General features: G+C 62.5%; 13 protein-coding genes, 1 tRNA gene and 1 pseudogene. 5 read left to right on the top strand and 10 right to left on the bottom strand.

All coding sequences use genetic code 11. The features are described 5' to 3' along the window. Positions 1-62 precede the first annotated feature (62 nt). Complete coding sequence (locus tag LMH93_RS02765) at positions 63-506, top strand: winged helix-turn-helix transcriptional regulator (RefSeq protein ID WP_010951791.1); 444 nt, start codon at positions 63-65, stop codon at positions 504-506. A gap of 30 nt (positions 507-536) precedes the next feature. On the opposite strand, the gene LMH93_RS02760 is transcribed toward LMH93_RS02765, so the two are convergent. Both LMH93_RS02760 and LMH93_RS02755 read right to left on the bottom strand, forming a co-directional pair. Further along, positions 537-1469, bottom strand: a complete 933-nt coding sequence (locus tag LMH93_RS02760; RefSeq protein WP_003255418.1) for an NAD-dependent epimerase/dehydratase family protein — start codon at positions 1467-1469, stop codon at positions 537-539. Continuing rightward, complete coding sequence (locus tag LMH93_RS02755; RefSeq protein WP_230064811.1) at positions 1462-2346, bottom strand: sugar nucleotide-binding protein; 885 nt, start codon at positions 2344-2346, stop codon at positions 1462-1464. The genes LMH93_RS02760 and LMH93_RS02755 overlap by 8 nt, the downstream gene beginning before the upstream one ends. 489 nt (positions 2347-2835) lie before the next feature. On the opposite strand from LMH93_RS02755, the pseudogene LMH93_RS02750 reads away from it, so the two are divergent. Then, a pseudogene (locus LMH93_RS02750) lies at positions 2836-3093 on the top strand (TSUP family transporter); the annotation flags it as partial. Positions 3094-3101: 8 nt separating this feature from the next. Continuing rightward, positions 3102-3947, top strand: coding sequence for an alpha/beta hydrolase (locus LMH93_RS02745; RefSeq protein ID WP_047605323.1), 846 nt, complete (start codon positions 3102-3104; stop codon positions 3945-3947). Between the two features lie 11 nt (positions 3948-3958). Here LMH93_RS02745 and LMH93_RS02740 read toward each other — a convergent pair whose 3' ends face one another. Further along, positions 3959-4768 carry a helix-turn-helix domain-containing protein gene (locus tag LMH93_RS02740; protein WP_003255426.1) on the bottom strand — a complete coding sequence of 270 codons (810 nt, stop codon included), beginning with the start codon at positions 4766-4768 and terminating at the stop codon, positions 3959-3961. Between the two features lie 178 nt (positions 4769-4946). Here LMH93_RS02740 and LMH93_RS02735 point away from each other — a divergent pair, with 178 nt between their 5' ends. Next, on the top strand, positions 4947-6389 hold the full coding sequence (locus LMH93_RS02735; protein ID WP_060538757.1) for an alanine/glycine:cation symporter family protein: 1443 nt from the start codon (positions 4947-4949) through the stop codon (positions 6387-6389). 63 nt (positions 6390-6452) lie between these two features. After that, on the top strand, positions 6453-7451 hold the full coding sequence (locus LMH93_RS02730; protein WP_081384650.1) for an asparaginase: 999 nt from the start codon (positions 6453-6455) through the stop codon (positions 7449-7451). 106 nt (positions 7452-7557) lie between these two features. Here the strand turns inward: LMH93_RS02730 and LMH93_RS02725 are convergent. The 7 genes from LMH93_RS02725 to fdnG all read right to left on the bottom strand — a co-directional run bounded on the left by LMH93_RS02725 (position 7558) and on the right by fdnG (position 16753). Next, positions 7558-7653, bottom strand: a tRNA-Sec gene (locus tag LMH93_RS02725). A 6-nt stretch (positions 7654-7659) separates the two neighbouring features. Next, positions 7660-9582: a selenocysteine-specific translation elongation factor gene (gene selB / locus LMH93_RS02720; protein WP_230064810.1), complete on the bottom strand. Its 1923-nt coding sequence runs from the start codon at positions 9580-9582 to the stop codon at positions 7660-7662. Continuing rightward, a complete protein-coding gene (gene selA / locus LMH93_RS02715; RefSeq protein WP_019750300.1) occupies positions 9579-11006 on the bottom strand; it encodes an L-seryl-tRNA(Sec) selenium transferase in 1428 nt (475 codons plus the stop codon). The genes selB and selA overlap by 4 nt, the downstream gene beginning before the upstream one ends. Before the next feature lie 144 nt (positions 11007-11150). Further along, positions 11151-12077, bottom strand: coding sequence for a formate dehydrogenase accessory protein FdhE (gene fdhE, locus LMH93_RS02710; protein WP_033726056.1), 927 nt, complete (start codon positions 12075-12077; stop codon positions 11151-11153). A gap of 4 nt (positions 12078-12081) precedes the next feature. Continuing rightward, positions 12082-12738, bottom strand: coding sequence for a formate dehydrogenase subunit gamma (locus LMH93_RS02705; RefSeq protein ID WP_003255435.1), 657 nt, complete (start codon positions 12736-12738; stop codon positions 12082-12084). After that, on the bottom strand, positions 12735-13685 hold the full coding sequence (gene fdxH, locus LMH93_RS02700; protein ID WP_100774414.1) for a formate dehydrogenase subunit beta: 951 nt from the start codon (positions 13683-13685) through the stop codon (positions 12735-12737). Before fdxH ends, LMH93_RS02705 begins: the two co-directional genes overlap by 4 nt. Continuing rightward, positions 13685-16753 carry a formate dehydrogenase-N subunit alpha gene (fdnG, locus tag LMH93_RS02695; protein WP_143494999.1) on the bottom strand — a complete coding sequence of 1023 codons (3069 nt, stop codon included), beginning with the start codon at positions 16751-16753 and terminating at the stop codon, positions 13685-13687. The genes fdxH and fdnG overlap by 1 nt, the downstream gene beginning before the upstream one ends. Between the last annotated feature and the right edge of the window lie 142 nt (positions 16754-16895).

The following is a 16895-nucleotide window of genomic DNA, read 5'->3' as shown; positions in this document are numbered from 1 at the left end:
TGCTGGCTATTTAGCAAATGTGGTTTTAATCTGCAACCAGGTAATCAAGACAGGCTTGCCCCATGCTCGATGAAAACAATGCGCAGTGCCCCGTGGCCCGCGCTCTGGAGGTGCTGGGTGACCGTTGGGCGCTGATGATCCTGCGCGATGCCTTTGACGGCCTACGGCGTTTCAGTGAATTTCAGAAGAACCTGGGGCTGGCGAAGAACATCCTCACCTCGCGGCTAAAGCTGTTGGTGGAAAGTGGGTTGCTGATGACACAGCCGGCGTCGGATGGCAGTGCCTATAAAGAATATGTGCTGACCGACAAAGGGCGGTCGGTGTTTCCAGTGGTGGTTGGTTTGAGGCAGTGGGGGGAGCGGTTTCTGTTCGAGGCGGGAGAAGCGCGTTCGGAACTGGTGGACGGCGTGACGGGGCAGGCGCTTGAAATATTGCAGGTCCGTGGCCAGGATGGGCGGGTCTTACATCCCGAAGATTGCCAGCGCAGAAGGGTGCGGCATGGGTGATGTCAGGGCTGCTGAGCAGCCCCGCGGGGCTCAGCCTTTACCGAGAAGCTTTGTCAGGCCTTCAACCATCGGCGTTACCTGCGCAAATTTGAACCGCGCCAACAACCGCTGGTTATCCGCTCGCGAATGGCGGATATCACCCGATCGCGCCGCCGCATAGCTGATCGCTGGCAAGCTCCCAACAACCTTCTCCAGCGCAGCCAGCAACTGGTTCAGTGAGGTCGCCTGGTTCAGCCCGATATTCACCGCCCCCTCCTCGACCTGCGGCTGCTCCAGTGCCTGCACCATCACCTGCACCAGGTCGCCCACGTAAAGGAAGTCACGGGTCTGCTCGCCGTCACCGAACACTGTAATCGGCAAGCCCTGCACAGCGCGCTCGCAGAAGATGCTGATCACCCCGGAATACGGTGAGGAAGGGTCCTGCCGTGGCCCGAAGATATTGAAGAAGCGAAACACCACCGGCTCCAGACCATGCTGGCGACGGTAGAAGTCCAGGTACTGCTCACTGGCCAGCTTGTCCACGGCATAAGGGGTCAACGGCGCCTTGGGCGTGTCTTCGGAAATCGACTCCCCTTCACCATTGTTGCCGTACACCGCTGCGCTGGAGGCGAAGAGCACCCGGCGCACGCCATGCACGCGCATGGCTTCGCAAACGTTGAGGGTACCGATGAAGTTACTCTGGTGGGTACGCACCGGGTCTTCGACCGAGGCCTGAACCGACGCTACCGCCGCCAGATGCACCACAGCACGGCAGCCAGCCGCAGCCTGAGTGACCAGCCCTGCATCGGCAACATCACCTTCGATCAGTTCCAGCCGTGGGTGGTCGACCTGCAGATTGCTTCGCCGGCCGGTGGAGAAGTCGTCGAGAATGCGTACGGCGTAGCCTTTGTCCAACAACGCATCGCACAGGTGGGAGCCAATGAAGCCGGCACCGCCGGTGATCAGGATGGGGGCGTCAGCCATGGCGGTAGAACCGGTCCAGTAGAGGTGGCAAACCAGCGCGCCAGGCACGCGGCTTGATACCGAAGGTATGAAGGATTTTCTTGCAGGCCAGTACCGCGTGCTGTGGCTCTTCGCTGGCATCCGGGCGCGCGGCATGGGCCTGCGGCGTGGGGGCCTGAACGGCCAGCTGGCGGTATTGACCGGCCTCGGCGAGGATCGCCTGGCCCAGCGCCAGCGGCGTGGTCGCCTCATTGCCGGCGTAATGGTAGGTGCCCCACAGCGGCGCTTTGCAATCCAGTTGCTTGAGCACCGACAGGATCACTCGGGCGGCATCATCAACCGGCGTCGGGTTGCCACGTCGATCATCGGCCAGCAGCAGTTCCTGTGGTTGCTCGGCACGGGTCAGGAAGCGGCCCAACGCGCCATCGATGCTCTCGTCCAGCAACCAGCCAAAGCGCAGCAACACATGCTGCGGGCAGGCCGCACGCACGCTCTGCTCTATGCGCCATAGGGCCTGGCCACGCAAGCCCAGCGGCACTGGCTCGTCCTTTTCGCTATAGGCCGTGGCCCGCGAACCATCGAACACACGGTAGCTGGAGGGCTGCACCAAGGTGATCTGATGGTGCTGGCACAGCTCTGCCAACCGCTCCACCGCCCGCTCCTGTTGAGCCAGGCGCTGCTCGCTGACCGACTCGGCCTGGAACCAGTCGAAGTAATAGGCCAGGTTGACCAGCGCGTCGGGGCGATGGTCATCGAGCAGCTGAGTGAGGCTTGAGGGCGCCCAGCCGTTCTCGGGCGGGCGCGGTGCCAGGAATGCGATGTCCTCCTCGGCCCCAAGACGAATCAGCGCTTGCCCGAGGGCATTGCCACCACCCAACAGCATTAGGCGCATACGCATAGAGTCAGCAGATCCGGAGAGGTTGATGAGAAAAAAGAGTCATTTTGCGGTTTCCTGCCCGGGAAGTCCAACACCGGACCCGTTCGATGCCACAGGGGGGTGATTCCACCGTTTCACTGCTCAATACCGCCACAGACAGAAATCTCCTACGACATACGAGGAATGGGCTGACTACCACGTCTCGGCATAACTGCATTGAATAGTCGACTCCCCACTTGCCAGCCAGGGAGTTTCACCTAAAAACGACAAGGAACGTTCAATGCTTCATTCGGAAGCTGCCTACCTGGATTTCTACCCAGAGCAAAGCCAAGCCATAGCCTTTGCAAGCCAAACCCTTGCTGATTTGGGTGGAGCGGAGGCTAAAGGAGTGGCACTTCAGTGCTCGTATATTCGCCGATCAACTCGAGAAAGGTGCTCACTGAAGACCCGCTGCTGGTCCGTGGTTGAGCACAGAAAAATACTCCATAATCGAAATCGACTTGACGTTTGTCCAGCAAGCTTTTGAACGCGGCCTGTAACCTGGGCGCATTGTCAGTTTTTTCTCTCAGCGGGGCGATCATCTGGCCGCTGGCGCTGGCAATGGCGCTCGCCGCCTTTCTGGGCGCACAATTGGGGGCTCGCTGCGCAGTGCGCTTCGGCTCGCGCCTCATAAAACCGCTGCTGGTCAGTGTCTGCTGCATCATGGCACTCAAACTGCTGCTCGATACCGGCAACCCGCTCGGCGAATGGCTCAACCAGTTCTTCTAGAGAGCACCATGCACATTCAAAAGGCTTCCCCGCAGCGCGTGAAGTGGCAGTTTGACGAGCCCGCTCCGGGCAAAGAGCTGTTCATCAATGAAGTCTTTGAAAACTACCAGCAACAGGCGCGATTGCTGGTACCTGATATCGAGCGCGCAGCCCCCGCATTCGTTTTGGGGGGCGCGCGTTCCGACTTTACCCGGCTCAACCCTCTGCTTTATCGCCTGCAAACCGCAGGCATTGGTTCACTCACTGGCAATCTGTCAGGTCATAGCCTCGCCAGCGAGCCAGGCGCAACGGCGCCGTCACTGGCGACGAACCTTGATGAAGCAAAGCGTTTCCACGCGCATATCGCGCCTCGATGCCGAACGCTCATTGGCCACAGCCTTGGCGCGGCCATTACGCTTAAGCTTGCAGCACAGTTGCCACAAGTGGACAACATCGTATTGATCTGCCCTGCTGTTTATCCAGACGATGCCCACCAGGCGCCGTTCGGCCCGGCATTCACTGCCGCCATCAACAAGCCTTTCGGTTTTCTGGAGAGCGATAGCTACACCTTCCTCAACCAGTTTCGAGGAAGAGTATTGATGGTGATCGGCGAGTACGACGGGCTCAACTCCCAGCGATTCGGCAAAGGCCCCGGCACCAGCGCTGGCAACCTGTGGCTTGCTGGCACTGAACGCTATAGCCCGATTCCTGAAGAAGTTACCCTCGCCTTGATGCGAGCAGTTTCAGCGTCACGTTTGCAATGCCTGTTTCTTACCGACTGCGACCATGGCATCGCGGCTCATTTGCGCAGTACTCCAACAATAGCGGACCAGGTTGCGGACGCAGTAGCAACGTTCATCCTCGACAATGCTTGAGGCGTTGAGCATTACTCGATCTCGAACAGACCGTTGCGCAACGGCGCCACACTCAACCGCTCACGCACATCGTCATCTATGCGCGGATCATCCGGCCGGTACAGTTTCACCTGCCTATACGCATTGATGCGATTGATCTCCTCGCCCAGGTATTCCCACACCACCCGGGTACAGGCCGGGTTGCGCCGGTCGCCGCTGGATACGCCGGCCTTCAGGCCATTCAGCCGGGTAATGCGGCTTTTGAAGCTGGGGATGAGGATGGTCTGGCTCATTTCGTTGAATGTCAGCGACTCGTAGTCGATGAGGAACATCCGGTCCTGCAGCTGGAACGCCGCACCCAGGTAGCGGCAGCGTACCTCGGCATGCTGATCGGTGGCGCTGGAGCGCTCCTGCCGTTCCTGGCGCTCGAACAAAAAACGGCCGCGCTCTTCCCACAGGTGCACCAGCGACACGAGGGTCGTGCCCGGCACCGACATGCAGTTGGAGTACTCGAAGTAGTAACCGCAATAGCGCGAAAGGTTGCCGCCATGTTCGTGCAACGGGCGGAACAACTCGCTGATCGGGTCACTGGGCTGCTGGGCCTGGGGCGATACCCGCGCACCGATCAGACGGGCGAACTGCTCGGCGGGCAGGTTCAGTTCGTAATCCTCGACACCGAAGAAGTCGCCGATACGCTTCAGGTTGAAAGCCGTCGGACGGCTTTGCCCGCTCAGGTACTTGTTGAACTGCGCGCGGTTGATCGACAGCTGGCGGCAAACTTCGGAAATAGAGCGGTAGTGACTGCAGGCAAGTTTGAGGTTTGTAGCGAAGTGATCGCTCATATGCGGAATCCGGGTGACGCGAATGACGCCATTGTAGCATCAAGTCGCATCAAGTCAGAGCAATCCGCGAAATTGTAACCACTCTTGTCATAGCCAACCATGCGCCCCAACGAATAGCGGTGCGCCTGCCGTCCGCTGGTCTTTCCACACGAAGAATAAGAATCGAGGTCATTTTCCAATGCTCGAAGTAATCAACGATTTCCTTTCGGGGAAACTCCTCATCGTGCTGATCGTCGGGCTGGGTAGCTACTTCACCATTCGCTCCCGGTTCGTCCAGTTCCGCCACTTCACCCATATGTTCAGCGTGTTCAAGGAATCGCTGCGTGGCCAGGCAGGCCAGCTGAGCTCCTTCCAGGCCCTGATGCTGAGCCTGGCCGGCCGCGTGGGCGCCGGCAACATCGCCGGTGTCGGTATCGCAGTGACCCTGGGTGGCCCTGGTGCCGTGTTCTGGATGTGGGTTACCGCACTGGTGGGCATGTCCAGCAGCTTCTTCGAGTGCACCCTGGCCCAGGTGTACAAGCGCGCTGATGGCGACGGCCTGTACCGTGGCGGCCCGGCCTACTACATCCAGCACGGGCTGAAGCGCAAGAGCATGGCCATCGTGTTCTCGATCTTGCTGCTGGTCACCTACGGCTTCGCCTTCATCGGCCTGCAGTCGTACACCGTCACCCACTCGCTGCAGAATGCCTTTGCCTTCGACCCAAGCCACACCGGTATTGTGCTGGCCGTACTGCTGGCCATCACCTTCATCGGCGGCATCAAGCGCATCGCGGCAGTGTCGGACCTGCTGGTACCCGTCAAGACCCTGGCCTACATCGGCGTGACCCTGTACGTGATCGGCACCCAGATCGAACACGTGCCAGCCATGCTGGAAACCATCTTCAAGAGCGCCTTCGGCCTCGACCCGGCGTTTGGCGGCCTGCTCGGCAGCGCCATCGTCATGGGCGTGAAACGTGGCGTATTCGCCAACGAAGCAGGCCTGGGCAGTGCACCGAACGTCGCTGCCGTGGCTGCCGTGAAACACCCGGGCGCGCAGGGCGTGGTCCAGGCTTTCAGCGTGTTCCTCGACACCTTCGTGATCTGCACCTGCACCGCCTTGCTGATCCTGCTGTCGGGCTTCTACACTCCGGGCTTCGAAGGTGACGGCATCGTCCTGACCCAGAACTCGCTGGCCGCCGTAGTCGGTGACTGGGGGCGCGTGTTCGTCAGCGTGGCGCTGTCGCTGTTCGTCTTCACCTGCATCCTCTACAACTACTACCTCGGCGAGAACAGCCTGCAATTCCTCAGCCGTAACCGCGCAGTGTTGATGGTGTTCCGTGGCCTGGTGCTGGCACTGGTCGTGTGGGGTTCGATGCAAGACCTGTCGACCGTGTTCGCCTTCGCCGACATCACCATGACCTGCCTGGCCTTCGTCAACCTGGTGGCCCTGGCCCTGCTGTTCAAGGTCGGCCTGCGAGTCATGCGCGACTATGACGACCAGCGCAAGGCCGGTGTAAAGCAGCCTGTGTTCGACTCGTCCAAGTTTGCCGACCTGGACCTGGACCGCAATGCCTGGCCTGCCAATCCGCAGGTGGAAACAGCCACTGACAAAGCAGTCGGCCAAGTTCAGACACAGCGCTGATATCCTCCCCTGCCCAGCCGCCCCTTCCGCGGGCGGCTTTTCTTTGTCCGCTCACCGCTACGGATGCTTTCCATGCGCGCAGTAAAGAATCTTCTCGTTCTCTATACCGGTGGCACCATCGGCATGCTCGAAACCCCCGAAGGCCTGGCACCGGCCGGTGGTTTTGACGCGCGGATGCGTGAACACTTTGCCCAGATGGCCAATGCACCCCAGGTGCAATGGACACTGCACGAGCTGAACCCGCTGCTCGACAGCGCCAATATGCAACAGCACAACTGGCTGGCGATGCGCGATGCCATCGTCGCGGCGGTGGATGTCGCGGGCCACGATGGCGTGTTGGTGCTGCACGGTACCGATAGCATGGCCTACAGCGCTGCTGCGTTGTCGTTCCTGTTGCTGGGCCTGCCAGCACCGGTAGTGCTGACCGGCTCGATGCTGCCGGCAGGTGCCCCGGACAGCGATGCCTGGGACAACCTGTGCGGCGCATTGCGCCAGTTCGAACACGGCCTGGAAGATGGCGTGCAGTTGTACTTCCACGGTCAGCTGCTGCATGGCTGTCGGGCGTCGAAGCTACGCAGCGAAGCGTTCGATGCCTTTGCTGCGCTGCCACGCCACCGTGACGCTGAGCGGGCCGATACGATCCCTGCCGAACTGGGCTACAAGCAGCCGCGCAAGCCGGTCAACCTGGCGGTTGTGCCAGTATTCCCAGGGCTTCAGGCCGGGCATTTGCAGGCCTTGATAGACAGTGGTGTGCAGGGTTTGCTGCTGGAGTGCTACGGCAGCGGTACCGGGCCATCGGATGACCAGGCGCTGCTGAATGTGCTGAGCACAGCGCGCCAGCGCGGCGTGATGCTGGCGGCTATCAGCCAGTGCCCGGAAGGCTCGGTGGTGTTCGACACCTATGCAGCGGGCAACCGCTTGCGCGGGGCCGGCCTGGTCAGTGGCGGTGGCATGACCCGTGAAGCAGCGCTGGGCAAGATGGTGGCGCTACTGGGCGCAGGGTTGGATGCTGACGCAGCGGACCGCTGGTTTGTCCTGGACCTGTGTGGCGAACGGGCTTGATCAGCGCCTTTGAGGGCCTCTTCGCGGGTAAACCCGCGCCTACGACGATTGCGTTTCCTGTGTAGGAGCGGGTTCACCCGCGAAGAGGCCCTAAAGGGTGAAAAAATGGCGGAAGGCAGCGGGAGTCGAACCTGCCCGGGAACGGCTGCCGTCCCCAACCGGGTTTGAAGCCCGGCCGCGCCACCGGGCGCGATTGCCTTCCTTGAACTCAGTGCCTGGCCTGCTGTTGGGCCAGGGCGCTGTCGGCGCGGATGTGACGCTGGTCGGCCACCCTCCGGGTCAGACCGATGCGGTCGAAGTATTCCAGAATCTGCACACTGCGCTTGCGACCGATGCCCAACATATCGCGAAACGCGGCAACCTGCACTATCTGCGTTTCGCTGGCCTGCCCCAGCATCAACGCTGCCATGCGCTGCAGCGTAGCCTCTGGATAGAACAGGTCGCGCACCACCTGATGCACCAGGCCCAGCCGGGCCAACTTGCGCAGTAACAGGCGCACATCGGCTTCGGCACGGTTGTCCTCACCCGCCAGCGTCCTGACCCAAGGTGGGTCGTATTGCCCTGCGATCAACTTCGGCTGTAGACGTGCCCACAATGCACTGTCGGCTTCGCTCAACTGCACCTTGTGGTCGGGCAGATGCAGCCATGGCCCGCTGCTGGCGATGGCGCTGTCGTCGAGCAGTTCATCCAGCAGGCTGACGAAAGCCGGCCGTTCCAGGGGCAAGGCTACAAAGCGCCGCAGGCGATCGCGGTCCGGGCCGAGCTGGTCGGGCTCTTGCTCGTGAAAGCGCGCCAGCTGTTCCAGAACCTGCTGCTTGAGCGCCTGCCATTGGGCGTTGGCGAACAGCAGTTGGCCCTGCCGGGTGGCCACCACCCGCACATCATCCGGTAACTGCCAGGTTTCCCGCAGGCGGTTGAACTGCCGCTCGAGTCGCTGCGGGCTAATGCCGCCCGGTGCACTGGCAAGCAGTGCTGGCAGTGCCTGCTCCAGATCCGCTGCATCGCGCAGCACCTGCAACTGCTGCAGACGGTCATCGCTGCGGCGTTGGCGGCTTGGGGCGAACGGGTCGAGCACCTTGCCGCCGCCCAGTGTGCGTTGGGCGCGCTGATCGCGCAGCACCAGGCGGTCACCGTGCACGGCCTGCAACGGCGCGTTGAGCAACAACTGGGCAAACATGCGTTGGCCGGCAGCCAGGCTTTCGCCTTCGAGCAAGGCGACCCGGGCCGTTACATCCTGGGTGCCGAGGTGCACATGCACAGCACTGAAATGTTCGAAAGCACGCTTCTCGCCAGGTAACAGGTTAAGCTCGATATCCACCCGAACACTGGGCGCATGCAACCATTCGGGCACCAGCCAGTCGCCCCGGTGCACCTGCTCCACGGCCAGGCGCTCGGCAGCGATGTTCAGCGCCACCCGTTGGCCTGCTTCTGCCACCAACGCGGCCTGGTTCTGTGCATGCAGGCCACGCACGCGTACCACCTTGCCGGCCTTGCCCAGCAACAACGTATCACCCGCACTGACCCGCCCGGCCAGTGCCGTGCCGGTGACCACCACTCCGGCGCCGGTAACCGCAAAGGCACGGTCGACGGCCAGGCGAAAACCACCGAAGACACTACGCTGCCGTGTTCCTGCTTCGGCCTCCAGCAGGGCCTGACGCAACGCGTCCACGCCCTCCCCGCTGATGCTCGACAGCGGAAACTGCCGCGCACCGGCATATGGCCCAGGCGCCAGCAGTTCACTGACTTGCATCTGCACCTCGGCCAGACGCGACGGCTCGACCCGGTCGCATTTGCTGATCGCCACCAACGCTTGGGGAATGCCCAGCAGCTCGATGATCGCCAGGTGTTCACGGGTCTGTGGCATGACACCGTCGTCGGCCGCCACTACCAACAACACCAGGTCGATGCCATGGGCGCCGGCCAGCATGTTGTGGATAAAACGCTCGTGGCCCGGCACATCGATGAAGCCGGTCAGCGGCGCGCCTTCGCTCAGCGCCGCATAGCGGTAGCCAAGGTCGATGGTCATGCCGCGGGCGCGCTCTTCTTGCCGCTGGTCGCCGGCCTGGCCGGTCAGCGCCAGCAGCAGTGCGGTCTTGCCGTGGTCGATGTGGCCGGCGGTACCAACGATCACTGCACCGGCCCCAGCTGCAGGGCTGGCAACTGGGCCAGCCACTGGGCTTCGTCATCCAGCTGACGCAGGTCCAGCCACAGGGCATCGTCGTCAATGCGGCCCAGCACCGGCACCGGCAGGTCGCGCAGGGCGCGCTCCAGCACATGCAGGCTGCGCCCGCGCAACTTCTTCGACACTTGCGGGCGCAGGCACAGCGCGGCACTGGGCAAGCGCGCAACCGGCTGGCTGCCACTGCCGATCATGCCCAACGCAGGCTCTACACGGATGGCCCATTGCTCGCCGAGGCGCGCCTGGAGCTCAGGCGCCAGGCGCTCGGCCTGGGCCTGGATCTCGGCTTGGCTGCGAGTCAGCAGGCGCAGGCTGGGCAGGCGCTCGGCCAGGCGATCGGGGTTACGGTACAGCGCCAGCACCGCTTCGAGTGCAGCGAGGGTGATCTTGTCGACGCGCAAGGCACGCTTGAGCGGATTTTTCTTGATCCTGGTGATCAAGTCCTTGTGGCCGACAATGATCCCGGCTTGCGGCCCCCCCAGCAGCTTGTCGCCACTGAAGGTGACGATATCGGCACCATCGGCCAGGGCCTGGCGTACCGTGGGTTCGGCGGGCAGGCCCCAGCGGGTAAGGTCGAGCAGGCTGCCGCTGCCCAGGTCTTCAAGCAGTGGCAGTTGATGTTGGTGGGCGATACGTGCCAGCTCGGCAGTAGGCACCTGGGTGGTGAAGCCCTGGATGCTGTAATTGCTGCAATGCACCCGCATCAGCAGACCAGTGCGCGGGCCGATGGCGGCCTCGTAGTCGCGGGCGTGAGTACGGTTGGTAGTGCCAACCTCGTGCAGCTTCACGCCGGCACGGGCCATGATGTCGGGAATGCGGAAGGCACCACCGATCTCGATCAGCTCGCCGCGAGAGATGATGCCTTCCTTGCGCGCGCCCAGGCTGTTGAGCGCTAGCAGCACGGCGGCGGCATTGTTGTTGACTACGGTGACGGCTTCGGCGCCGGTCAGCTCGCGGATCAGGCCTTCGATCAGGTCATCACGGTCGCCACGTTTGCCGGTGGCCAGGTCGAATTCCAGGTTGAGCGGGTAACGAGCCGCGGTCTGCATGGCCTCGATGGCTTCTTCCGGTAGCAAGGCGCGGCCCAGGTTGGTGTGCAGCACGGTCCCGGTGAGATTGAACACGCGGCGAACCTGGCTGCGTTGCTGGAGGGCGAGGCGTTCGCCGCTGCGGCCAAGGAGGATTTCCGGAGCCAGTTCGGCGCTGCCGAGTTCGCCATGACGGGCGGGCTCGCGCAGGTCGTCGAGCAACTGGCGCAGGGTATTCAGCACGGCGTCACGGCCGTGGCGATCGATCAGAGGGAGGCAAGCCGGGTGGCGAAGGAGGGTATCGATGGACGGCAGGCGTGGGGTGTCGCTGGCAAGGCTGTTGGACATGCGGTACTACCTTGGACTGATCCGTTGTCTGTGCTGGCCCATTCACGGGTGAACCCGCTCCTACAAGTACAGCGGGTTGGCGCAATTACCTGTAGGCAGGGGTTTGACCGCGAAGAAGGCAAGTCGATCTTTCAGTGTAGACACTCACCCGCCACCGGGCGCGAGCATCAGGTTGGGCGCCAGGCGATGGAAGCCCTCCCCGTCCAGACGTATATCCAGGGCCAGGCTGGCCAGATCATCGGCCAGCGGCTCGGCCGCCGCATCGTTCTCCAGGTAGTTCTGCTTCAGGTAGCTGTCGCACCCGGGGCAGCATTCCGCGCGCAGCGGCGCTTTGCCTGGCGCATGGCGATCATCCTCAAGGCTGGTGTAACGCAAATCCTTGCTCGACTCGCAGTACACACACTTGACCCGCACCACATGCCACTCACAGGCACACAACGAACAGGCCAGGTAACGCAAGCCGTTGTGCTTTCCACGGTTGCGCACCACCCCGGCCATCGCCGGCGAACCACAAGCCGGGCATTGGGCCAGGCTGCCGGCAGGCTTGAGCTGGTGTGCGGGCAGCGCCAGCAACCAGCTGGACCAGGCCGCCTGCAACGCGGCACCGAGAAACGGCACCAGTGCTGCAGGCACACCATCGTACTGGCCTGCCAGCAAAGCAATGCCCCAGCCCTTGCGCTGATTGTCATCACTGCCTCGTAGCACCTGCAGGGCCTCACCCATCGGGCCACGGGTTTCGCCGCTGAGGTGCTCTAGCAGTGCCTGCAACCAGACCAGCCATGGCCCTTCACGCACCAGGCTGTCAGCCGCCAGCGGCGGCAAACCATGGTCCATGCACAGGCGCTGACGCGCCTCGGCCACCGGTATGCCGCCGGGCGGATTATCCACAAGCTGCTGCTGGATGCGGCATAACCGCGCAATCAACCTCAGGTAGTCGCCAAGCGCGTTGCCCTCAGCCAGTTGCTCCAGGCGGGCGGCGCGCAGTTCAAACAGGTTGGCGGCAGGCAGGTGCAGAAATGGCGGCGTGACTGCCGACGCTTCGATCTGCCCGGGTTCAAGTATGATGCTCAAGCGCTCATCCTTCTTTTCGTCCGTGATCACCCGGCGTCTTGTCGCCGGTCACTTCGCGGTACCACAATTCATGATGCTTGCGGGCCCAGGCGCGGCTGACCCAGCCATGCAGCATGGCGCCGATCGAGCCCTTGATCCAGATGCCGGCGTAGATGTGCACGATGATGCTGAGAATCAGCACGAAGGCCGCCAGCGCATGCAGCAGCGCAGACAAGCGAATGACATCGATGCCAAACCAATGGCTGAAGTATGCGCGCCAGATCACCACGCCACTGACCAGCAGCACCAGCATGCACACCAGCAGGGTCCAGAACAGCAGCTTCTGCCCGGCATTGTACTTGCCGATCGGCGGTACGCCCTCCTCCTCGTTGCGCATTACCCGGTCCACCCGGCGCAGCCACAGGCGGTCATTGGCGGTGATGAAGTTGGCCCGCCAGAAGCGCAATACCAGGCCGAGGAAAAACACGAACATCGCCACCCCGATGAAGGGATGCAGAATGCGCGTCCACGGCCCGCCGCCGAACAGGTTGCTGAGCCAGAATAGCGCCGGATGGAACAGCGCAAGCCCCGACAGCCCAGCCAGGATGAACAGGATCGCCACCACCCAGTGGTTGCTACGCTCGTTGGCGTTGTAGCGCAGGATGGGTTTGTTGTCGTTCATGGCCGCTGCTCCCCTTGCCCACCGGGCTGCTTCGGATCATAGACATGGACCGACGGGTCCACTTGATGCACGCTTTCGTCCGGCGGTGTCGGGTGTTCATCCTCCTCGACACGCTGTGGGCCGATCCGCACATAGTGGAAGAACCCCGCCAGCACCGCCGCGCCCATGGCCAACAGCGCCAGCGGCTTGGTGAAGCCCTTCCACAACCCCACCAACGGGCTGATCACTGGCTGGTCCGGCAGGCCGGCATACAGCTTCGGTGTGTCGGCATGGTGCAGCACGTACATCACGTGGGTACCACCGACGCCATCCGGGTCGTACAACCCGGCCTTGTCGTAGCCCCGCGACTTCAGATCGACGATGCGCTCGGCCGCATGCACTTTCATCTCGTCCTTGCTGCCGAACACGATCGCCCCGGTCGGGCAGGTTTTCACACACGCCGGCTCCAGCCCCACGCTGACGCGATCGGAACACAGGGTGCACTTGTACGCCTTGTGGTCTTTCTGCGAGATACGCGGGATGTTGAACGGGCAGCCGGTGATGCAGTAGCCGCAGCCGATGCAGTGGTCCTGGTTGAAATCGACGATACCGTTGGCGTGCTTGATGATCGCACCCGGGCTCGGACAGGCCTTCAGGCAACCTGGTTCGGCACAGTGCATGCAACCGTCCTTGCGAATCAGCCACTCCAGGTTGCCGTCGTCGCGCTCGTGCTCGGTAAAGCGCATCAGTGTCCAGGTCTCGGCAGTGAGGTCCTGGGGGTTGTCGTAGGTGCCGTGGTTGTGGCCAACCTCGTCACGCAGTTCATTCCACTCCGAGCACGCCACCTGGCAGGCCTTGCAGCCGATGCACTTGGTAGTGTCGATCAGCTTGGCGACCTCCTCCTGCTGACGCACCGAGGGCGGCACGGTAGTGGTGGCCGAGCGGGCGATGATGTCTTGGCTGGCCATCAGAGTTTCTCCACTTTCACGAGGAACGACTTGGACTCTGGCGTCTGCGTGTTGCCGTCACCGAGGAACGGCACCAAGGTATTGGTCAGGTAGCCATGCCGGGTAGCGCCGGTGAAGCCCCAGTGCAGCGGAATGCCGATCTGGTGCACGGTCTGATTGTTGACCTGCAGCGGGCGAATCCGCTTGGTCACCACCGCCACCGCATCGATATGCCCACGCTTGCTCGACACCCGTACCCGGTCGCCGGCCTTGATGCCTTTCTCGTTGGCCAGCACCTCGCCTATCTCGACGAACTGCTCGGGCTGGGCAATGGCGTTGAGCCGGCAATGCTTGCTCCAGAAGTGGAAATGCTCGGTCAGCCGGTAGGTGGTCGCCGCATAAGGGAACTCATCGTGCGTGCCGAGGGTGTCCCACACAGAATCGAAGATGCGCCCGGCCGGGTTGCTGGTGGCCTTCTTGTTCTGCGGGTGCAGCGGGTTGATGCCGATCGGTGTTTCGAAGGGCTCATAGTGCTCAGGGAACGGGCCTTCGGCCATTTTGTCGATGGCGAAGAAACGCGCCACGCCTTCGGGGTTCATGATGAAGGGGTTCATCCCCGCTTCGGGCGGCGAATCGACCTTGAAGTCCGGCACGTCGGTGCCGGTCCAGGCCTTGCCGTTCCACCATACCAGGCGCTTTTTCTCCGGGTCCCACGGCTTGCCTTGCGGGTCGCTGGAGGCACGGTTGTAAAGGATGCGGCGGTTGGCCGGCCAGGCCCAGGCCCAGTTCTGCACCTGATGCATGCCATACGGGTCGCTGTTGTCGCGGCGAGCCATCTGGTTGCCCTGTTCGGTCCAGCTACCGGCAAAGATCCAGCAGCCAGACGCGGTGCTACCGTCGTCCTTGAGCTGACCGAAGCCCGCCAGTTGCTGGCCCGCCTTGATCACCGCGCCAGTCGGGTCGGTGACATCAGCCACCGCCCAGCCGTTCATCTCCTTGGCCAGCTCCTCCGGGGAGGGCTCTTCAGGGATCTTGTACGGCCAGCTGATATTCATTATCGCGTCAGGGTAGGCCCCCCCTTCGGCCTGGTAACGTTGGCGCAGGCGCAGGAACAGCTCGCTCATGATCTGCACGTCGGTACGCGTCTCGCCCGGGCCGTCTGCGCCCTTCCAGTGCCATTGCAGCCAGCGGCTGCTGTTGACCAGCGAGCCGTCTTCCTCGGCAAAGCAGGTCGTGGGCAAGCGGATTACTTCGGTCTGGATAGAGGCCGTGTCGACATCGTTGAACGGCCCGACGTTACGCCAGAATTCCGAGGTCTCGGTGGCCAAGGGGTCCATGATCACCAGCCACTTGAGCTTGCCCAGTGCCGCAGTGACGCGGTTTTTGTCCGGCAGCGCGGCGATCGGGTTGAAGCCCTGGCACATATAACCATTGACTTTGCCCTGGCCCATCATCTCGAACATGCGCAGCACGTCGTAGGCCGGTACATCGAGTTTGGGCAGCCAGTCATAACCCCAGTTGTTTTCCGCCGTGGCGTTGGCGCCGTACCAGGCCTTCATCAGGCTGACGTGGAACTTGCCGTAGTTCTGCCAGTACGACAACTGCCCAGGCCGCAGCGGCTTGGAAGCGCGCTTGTCGATGTAGGCGGCGTAGTCCTGCTCGGCGTCACCGGCCAGGGTCAGGTAGCCCGGCAGCGAGTTGGACAGCAGGCCGAGGTCGGTCAGGCCCTGGATGTTGGAGTGCCCGCGCAGGGCATTGACCCCGCCACCGGGCATGCCGACGTTGCCGAGCAGCAGCTGGACCATGGCCGCACTGCGGATAATCTGCGCACCGATCGAATGTTGCGTCCAACCTAGCGCATAAAGGATCGTCATGGTCTTGCCCGGAACCGAGCAGGAGGCGATCTCTTCCCAGACCTTCATCATGGCGTCCTGTGGCATGCCACAGGTCATGCTCGCCAGTTCCGGGGTATAGCGGCTGTAATGCTGCTTCATCAGCTGGAACACGCAGCGAGGGTGCTGCAGTGTCGGGTCGACCTTGGCATAGCCGTCCTCACCCAGCTCGTAACCCCAGCCGGACTTGTCGGCGTACACACGCTTGGCCTCGTCGTAGCCGCTGAACAGGCCATCCTCGAAGCCATAGTTCTCTTTGACGATGAACGACACGTCAGTGTAGTTGCGCACGTACTCGTGCTGGATCTTGTCGTTGCTGAGCAGGTAGTTGATCAGCCCGCCCATGAAGGCGATATCGGTGCCGGTACGGATCGGCGCGTAGTAGTCCGCCACCGAAGCGGTACGGGTAAACCGCGGGTCGACCACAATAAGCCGCGCCTTGTTGTGCGCTTTGGCCTCGGTCACCCACTTGAAGCCGCACGGATGCGCTTCTGCTGCGTTGCCACCCATCACCAGGACCAGATTCGCGTTGGCGATATCGGACCAGTGGTTGGTCATGGCGCCACGGCCGTACGTCGGGGCAAGACTTGCCACCGTCGGGCCATGTCAGACACGTGCCTGGTTATCGAACCCCAGCATGCCTGTTGCGCGGATGACCTTGTGGGTCAGGTAGCCAGCCTCGCTGGAAGCAGCGGAAGCGGCAAGAAAACCGGTGGTGAGCCAGCGGTTGACCGTTTGGCCTTGGGCATTCTTCTCGATGAAGTTGGCATCGCGGTCCTGCTTCATCAGGTCGGCGACGCGGTCCAGTGCCTCGTCCCAGCTGACCCGCACCCACTCTTTGCTGCCCGGCTTGCGAACCTCGGGGTACTGCAGGCGGCTCGGGCTGTGGATAAAGTCCAGCAAGCCGGCGCCTTTCGGGCAAAGTGTGCCGCGGTTGACCGGGTGGTCGGCGTCCCCTTCGATATGGATGATGTTCTGTTTGACGTTTTTCCCCGCATCGCCCTGGCTGTACAGGATCAGGCCGCAGCCGACCGAACAGTAGGGGCAGGTGTTACGGGTTTCTTTGGTATGCGCCAGCTTGAAGTGACGCACCTGCTCGGCGAATGCCGGCGTTGGGGCCATGCCCAACGCCGCAAGGCTCGAGCCTCCAAGGCCGACGGCGGCGACCTTGAAGAACTGCCGACGGTTCAGGTCCATCGTGCACTCCTGATCAGGTGGTGGACGCGCGGAACATTGCCGGCGCCTCTTGGTAGTCACGGTGGCGGCCAATTGATGGCCGCCAAAGGATAAGACTAGTCAAGAATCCAGAAGGTGCGATGACCTGGGTCAGTGGTGCGGC

Origin of the sequence: Pseudomonas sp. CIP-10, from assembly GCF_020911845.1 — a bacterium.
Taxonomy (GTDB): Bacteria; Pseudomonadota; Gammaproteobacteria; order Pseudomonadales; family Pseudomonadaceae; genus Aquipseudomonas; species Aquipseudomonas alloputida.
The sequence above is the reverse complement of the archived record's forward strand: the minus strand, read 5'-3'. Positions and strand labels throughout refer to the sequence as shown.

Excerpts from the sequence above, each read along its gene's own strand:
- LMH93_RS02760 (WP_003255418.1), bottom strand. The coding sequence starts at position 1,469 with ATGGCTGACGCCCCCATCCTGATCACCGGCGGTGCCGGCTTCATTGGC.
- LMH93_RS02740 (WP_003255426.1), bottom strand. The coding sequence starts at position 4,768 with ATGAGCGATCACTTCGCTACAAACCTCAAACTTGCCTGCAGTCACTAC.
- LMH93_RS02735 (WP_060538757.1), top strand. The coding sequence starts at position 4,947 with ATGCTCGAAGTAATCAACGATTTCCTTTCGGGGAAACTCCTCATCGTG.
- fdxH (WP_100774414.1), bottom strand. The coding sequence starts at position 13,685 with ATGGCCAGCCAAGACATCATCGCCCGCTCGGCCACCACTACCGTGCCG.
- LMH93_RS02745 (WP_047605323.1), top strand. The coding sequence starts at position 3,102 with ATGCACATTCAAAAGGCTTCCCCGCAGCGCGTGAAGTGGCAGTTTGAC.
- LMH93_RS02765 (WP_010951791.1), top strand. The coding sequence starts at position 63 with ATGCTCGATGAAAACAATGCGCAGTGCCCCGTGGCCCGCGCTCTGGAG.
- LMH93_RS02755 (WP_230064811.1), bottom strand. The coding sequence starts at position 2,346 with ATGCGTATGCGCCTAATGCTGTTGGGTGGTGGCAATGCCCTCGGGCAA.
- LMH93_RS02705 (WP_003255435.1), bottom strand. The coding sequence starts at position 12,738 with ATGAACGACAACAAACCCATCCTGCGCTACAACGCCAACGAGCGTAGC.
- selA (WP_019750300.1), bottom strand. The coding sequence starts at position 11,006 with ATGTCCAACAGCCTTGCCAGCGACACCCCACGCCTGCCGTCCATCGAT.
- LMH93_RS02730 (WP_081384650.1), top strand. The coding sequence starts at position 6,453 with ATGCTTTCCATGCGCGCAGTAAAGAATCTTCTCGTTCTCTATACCGGT.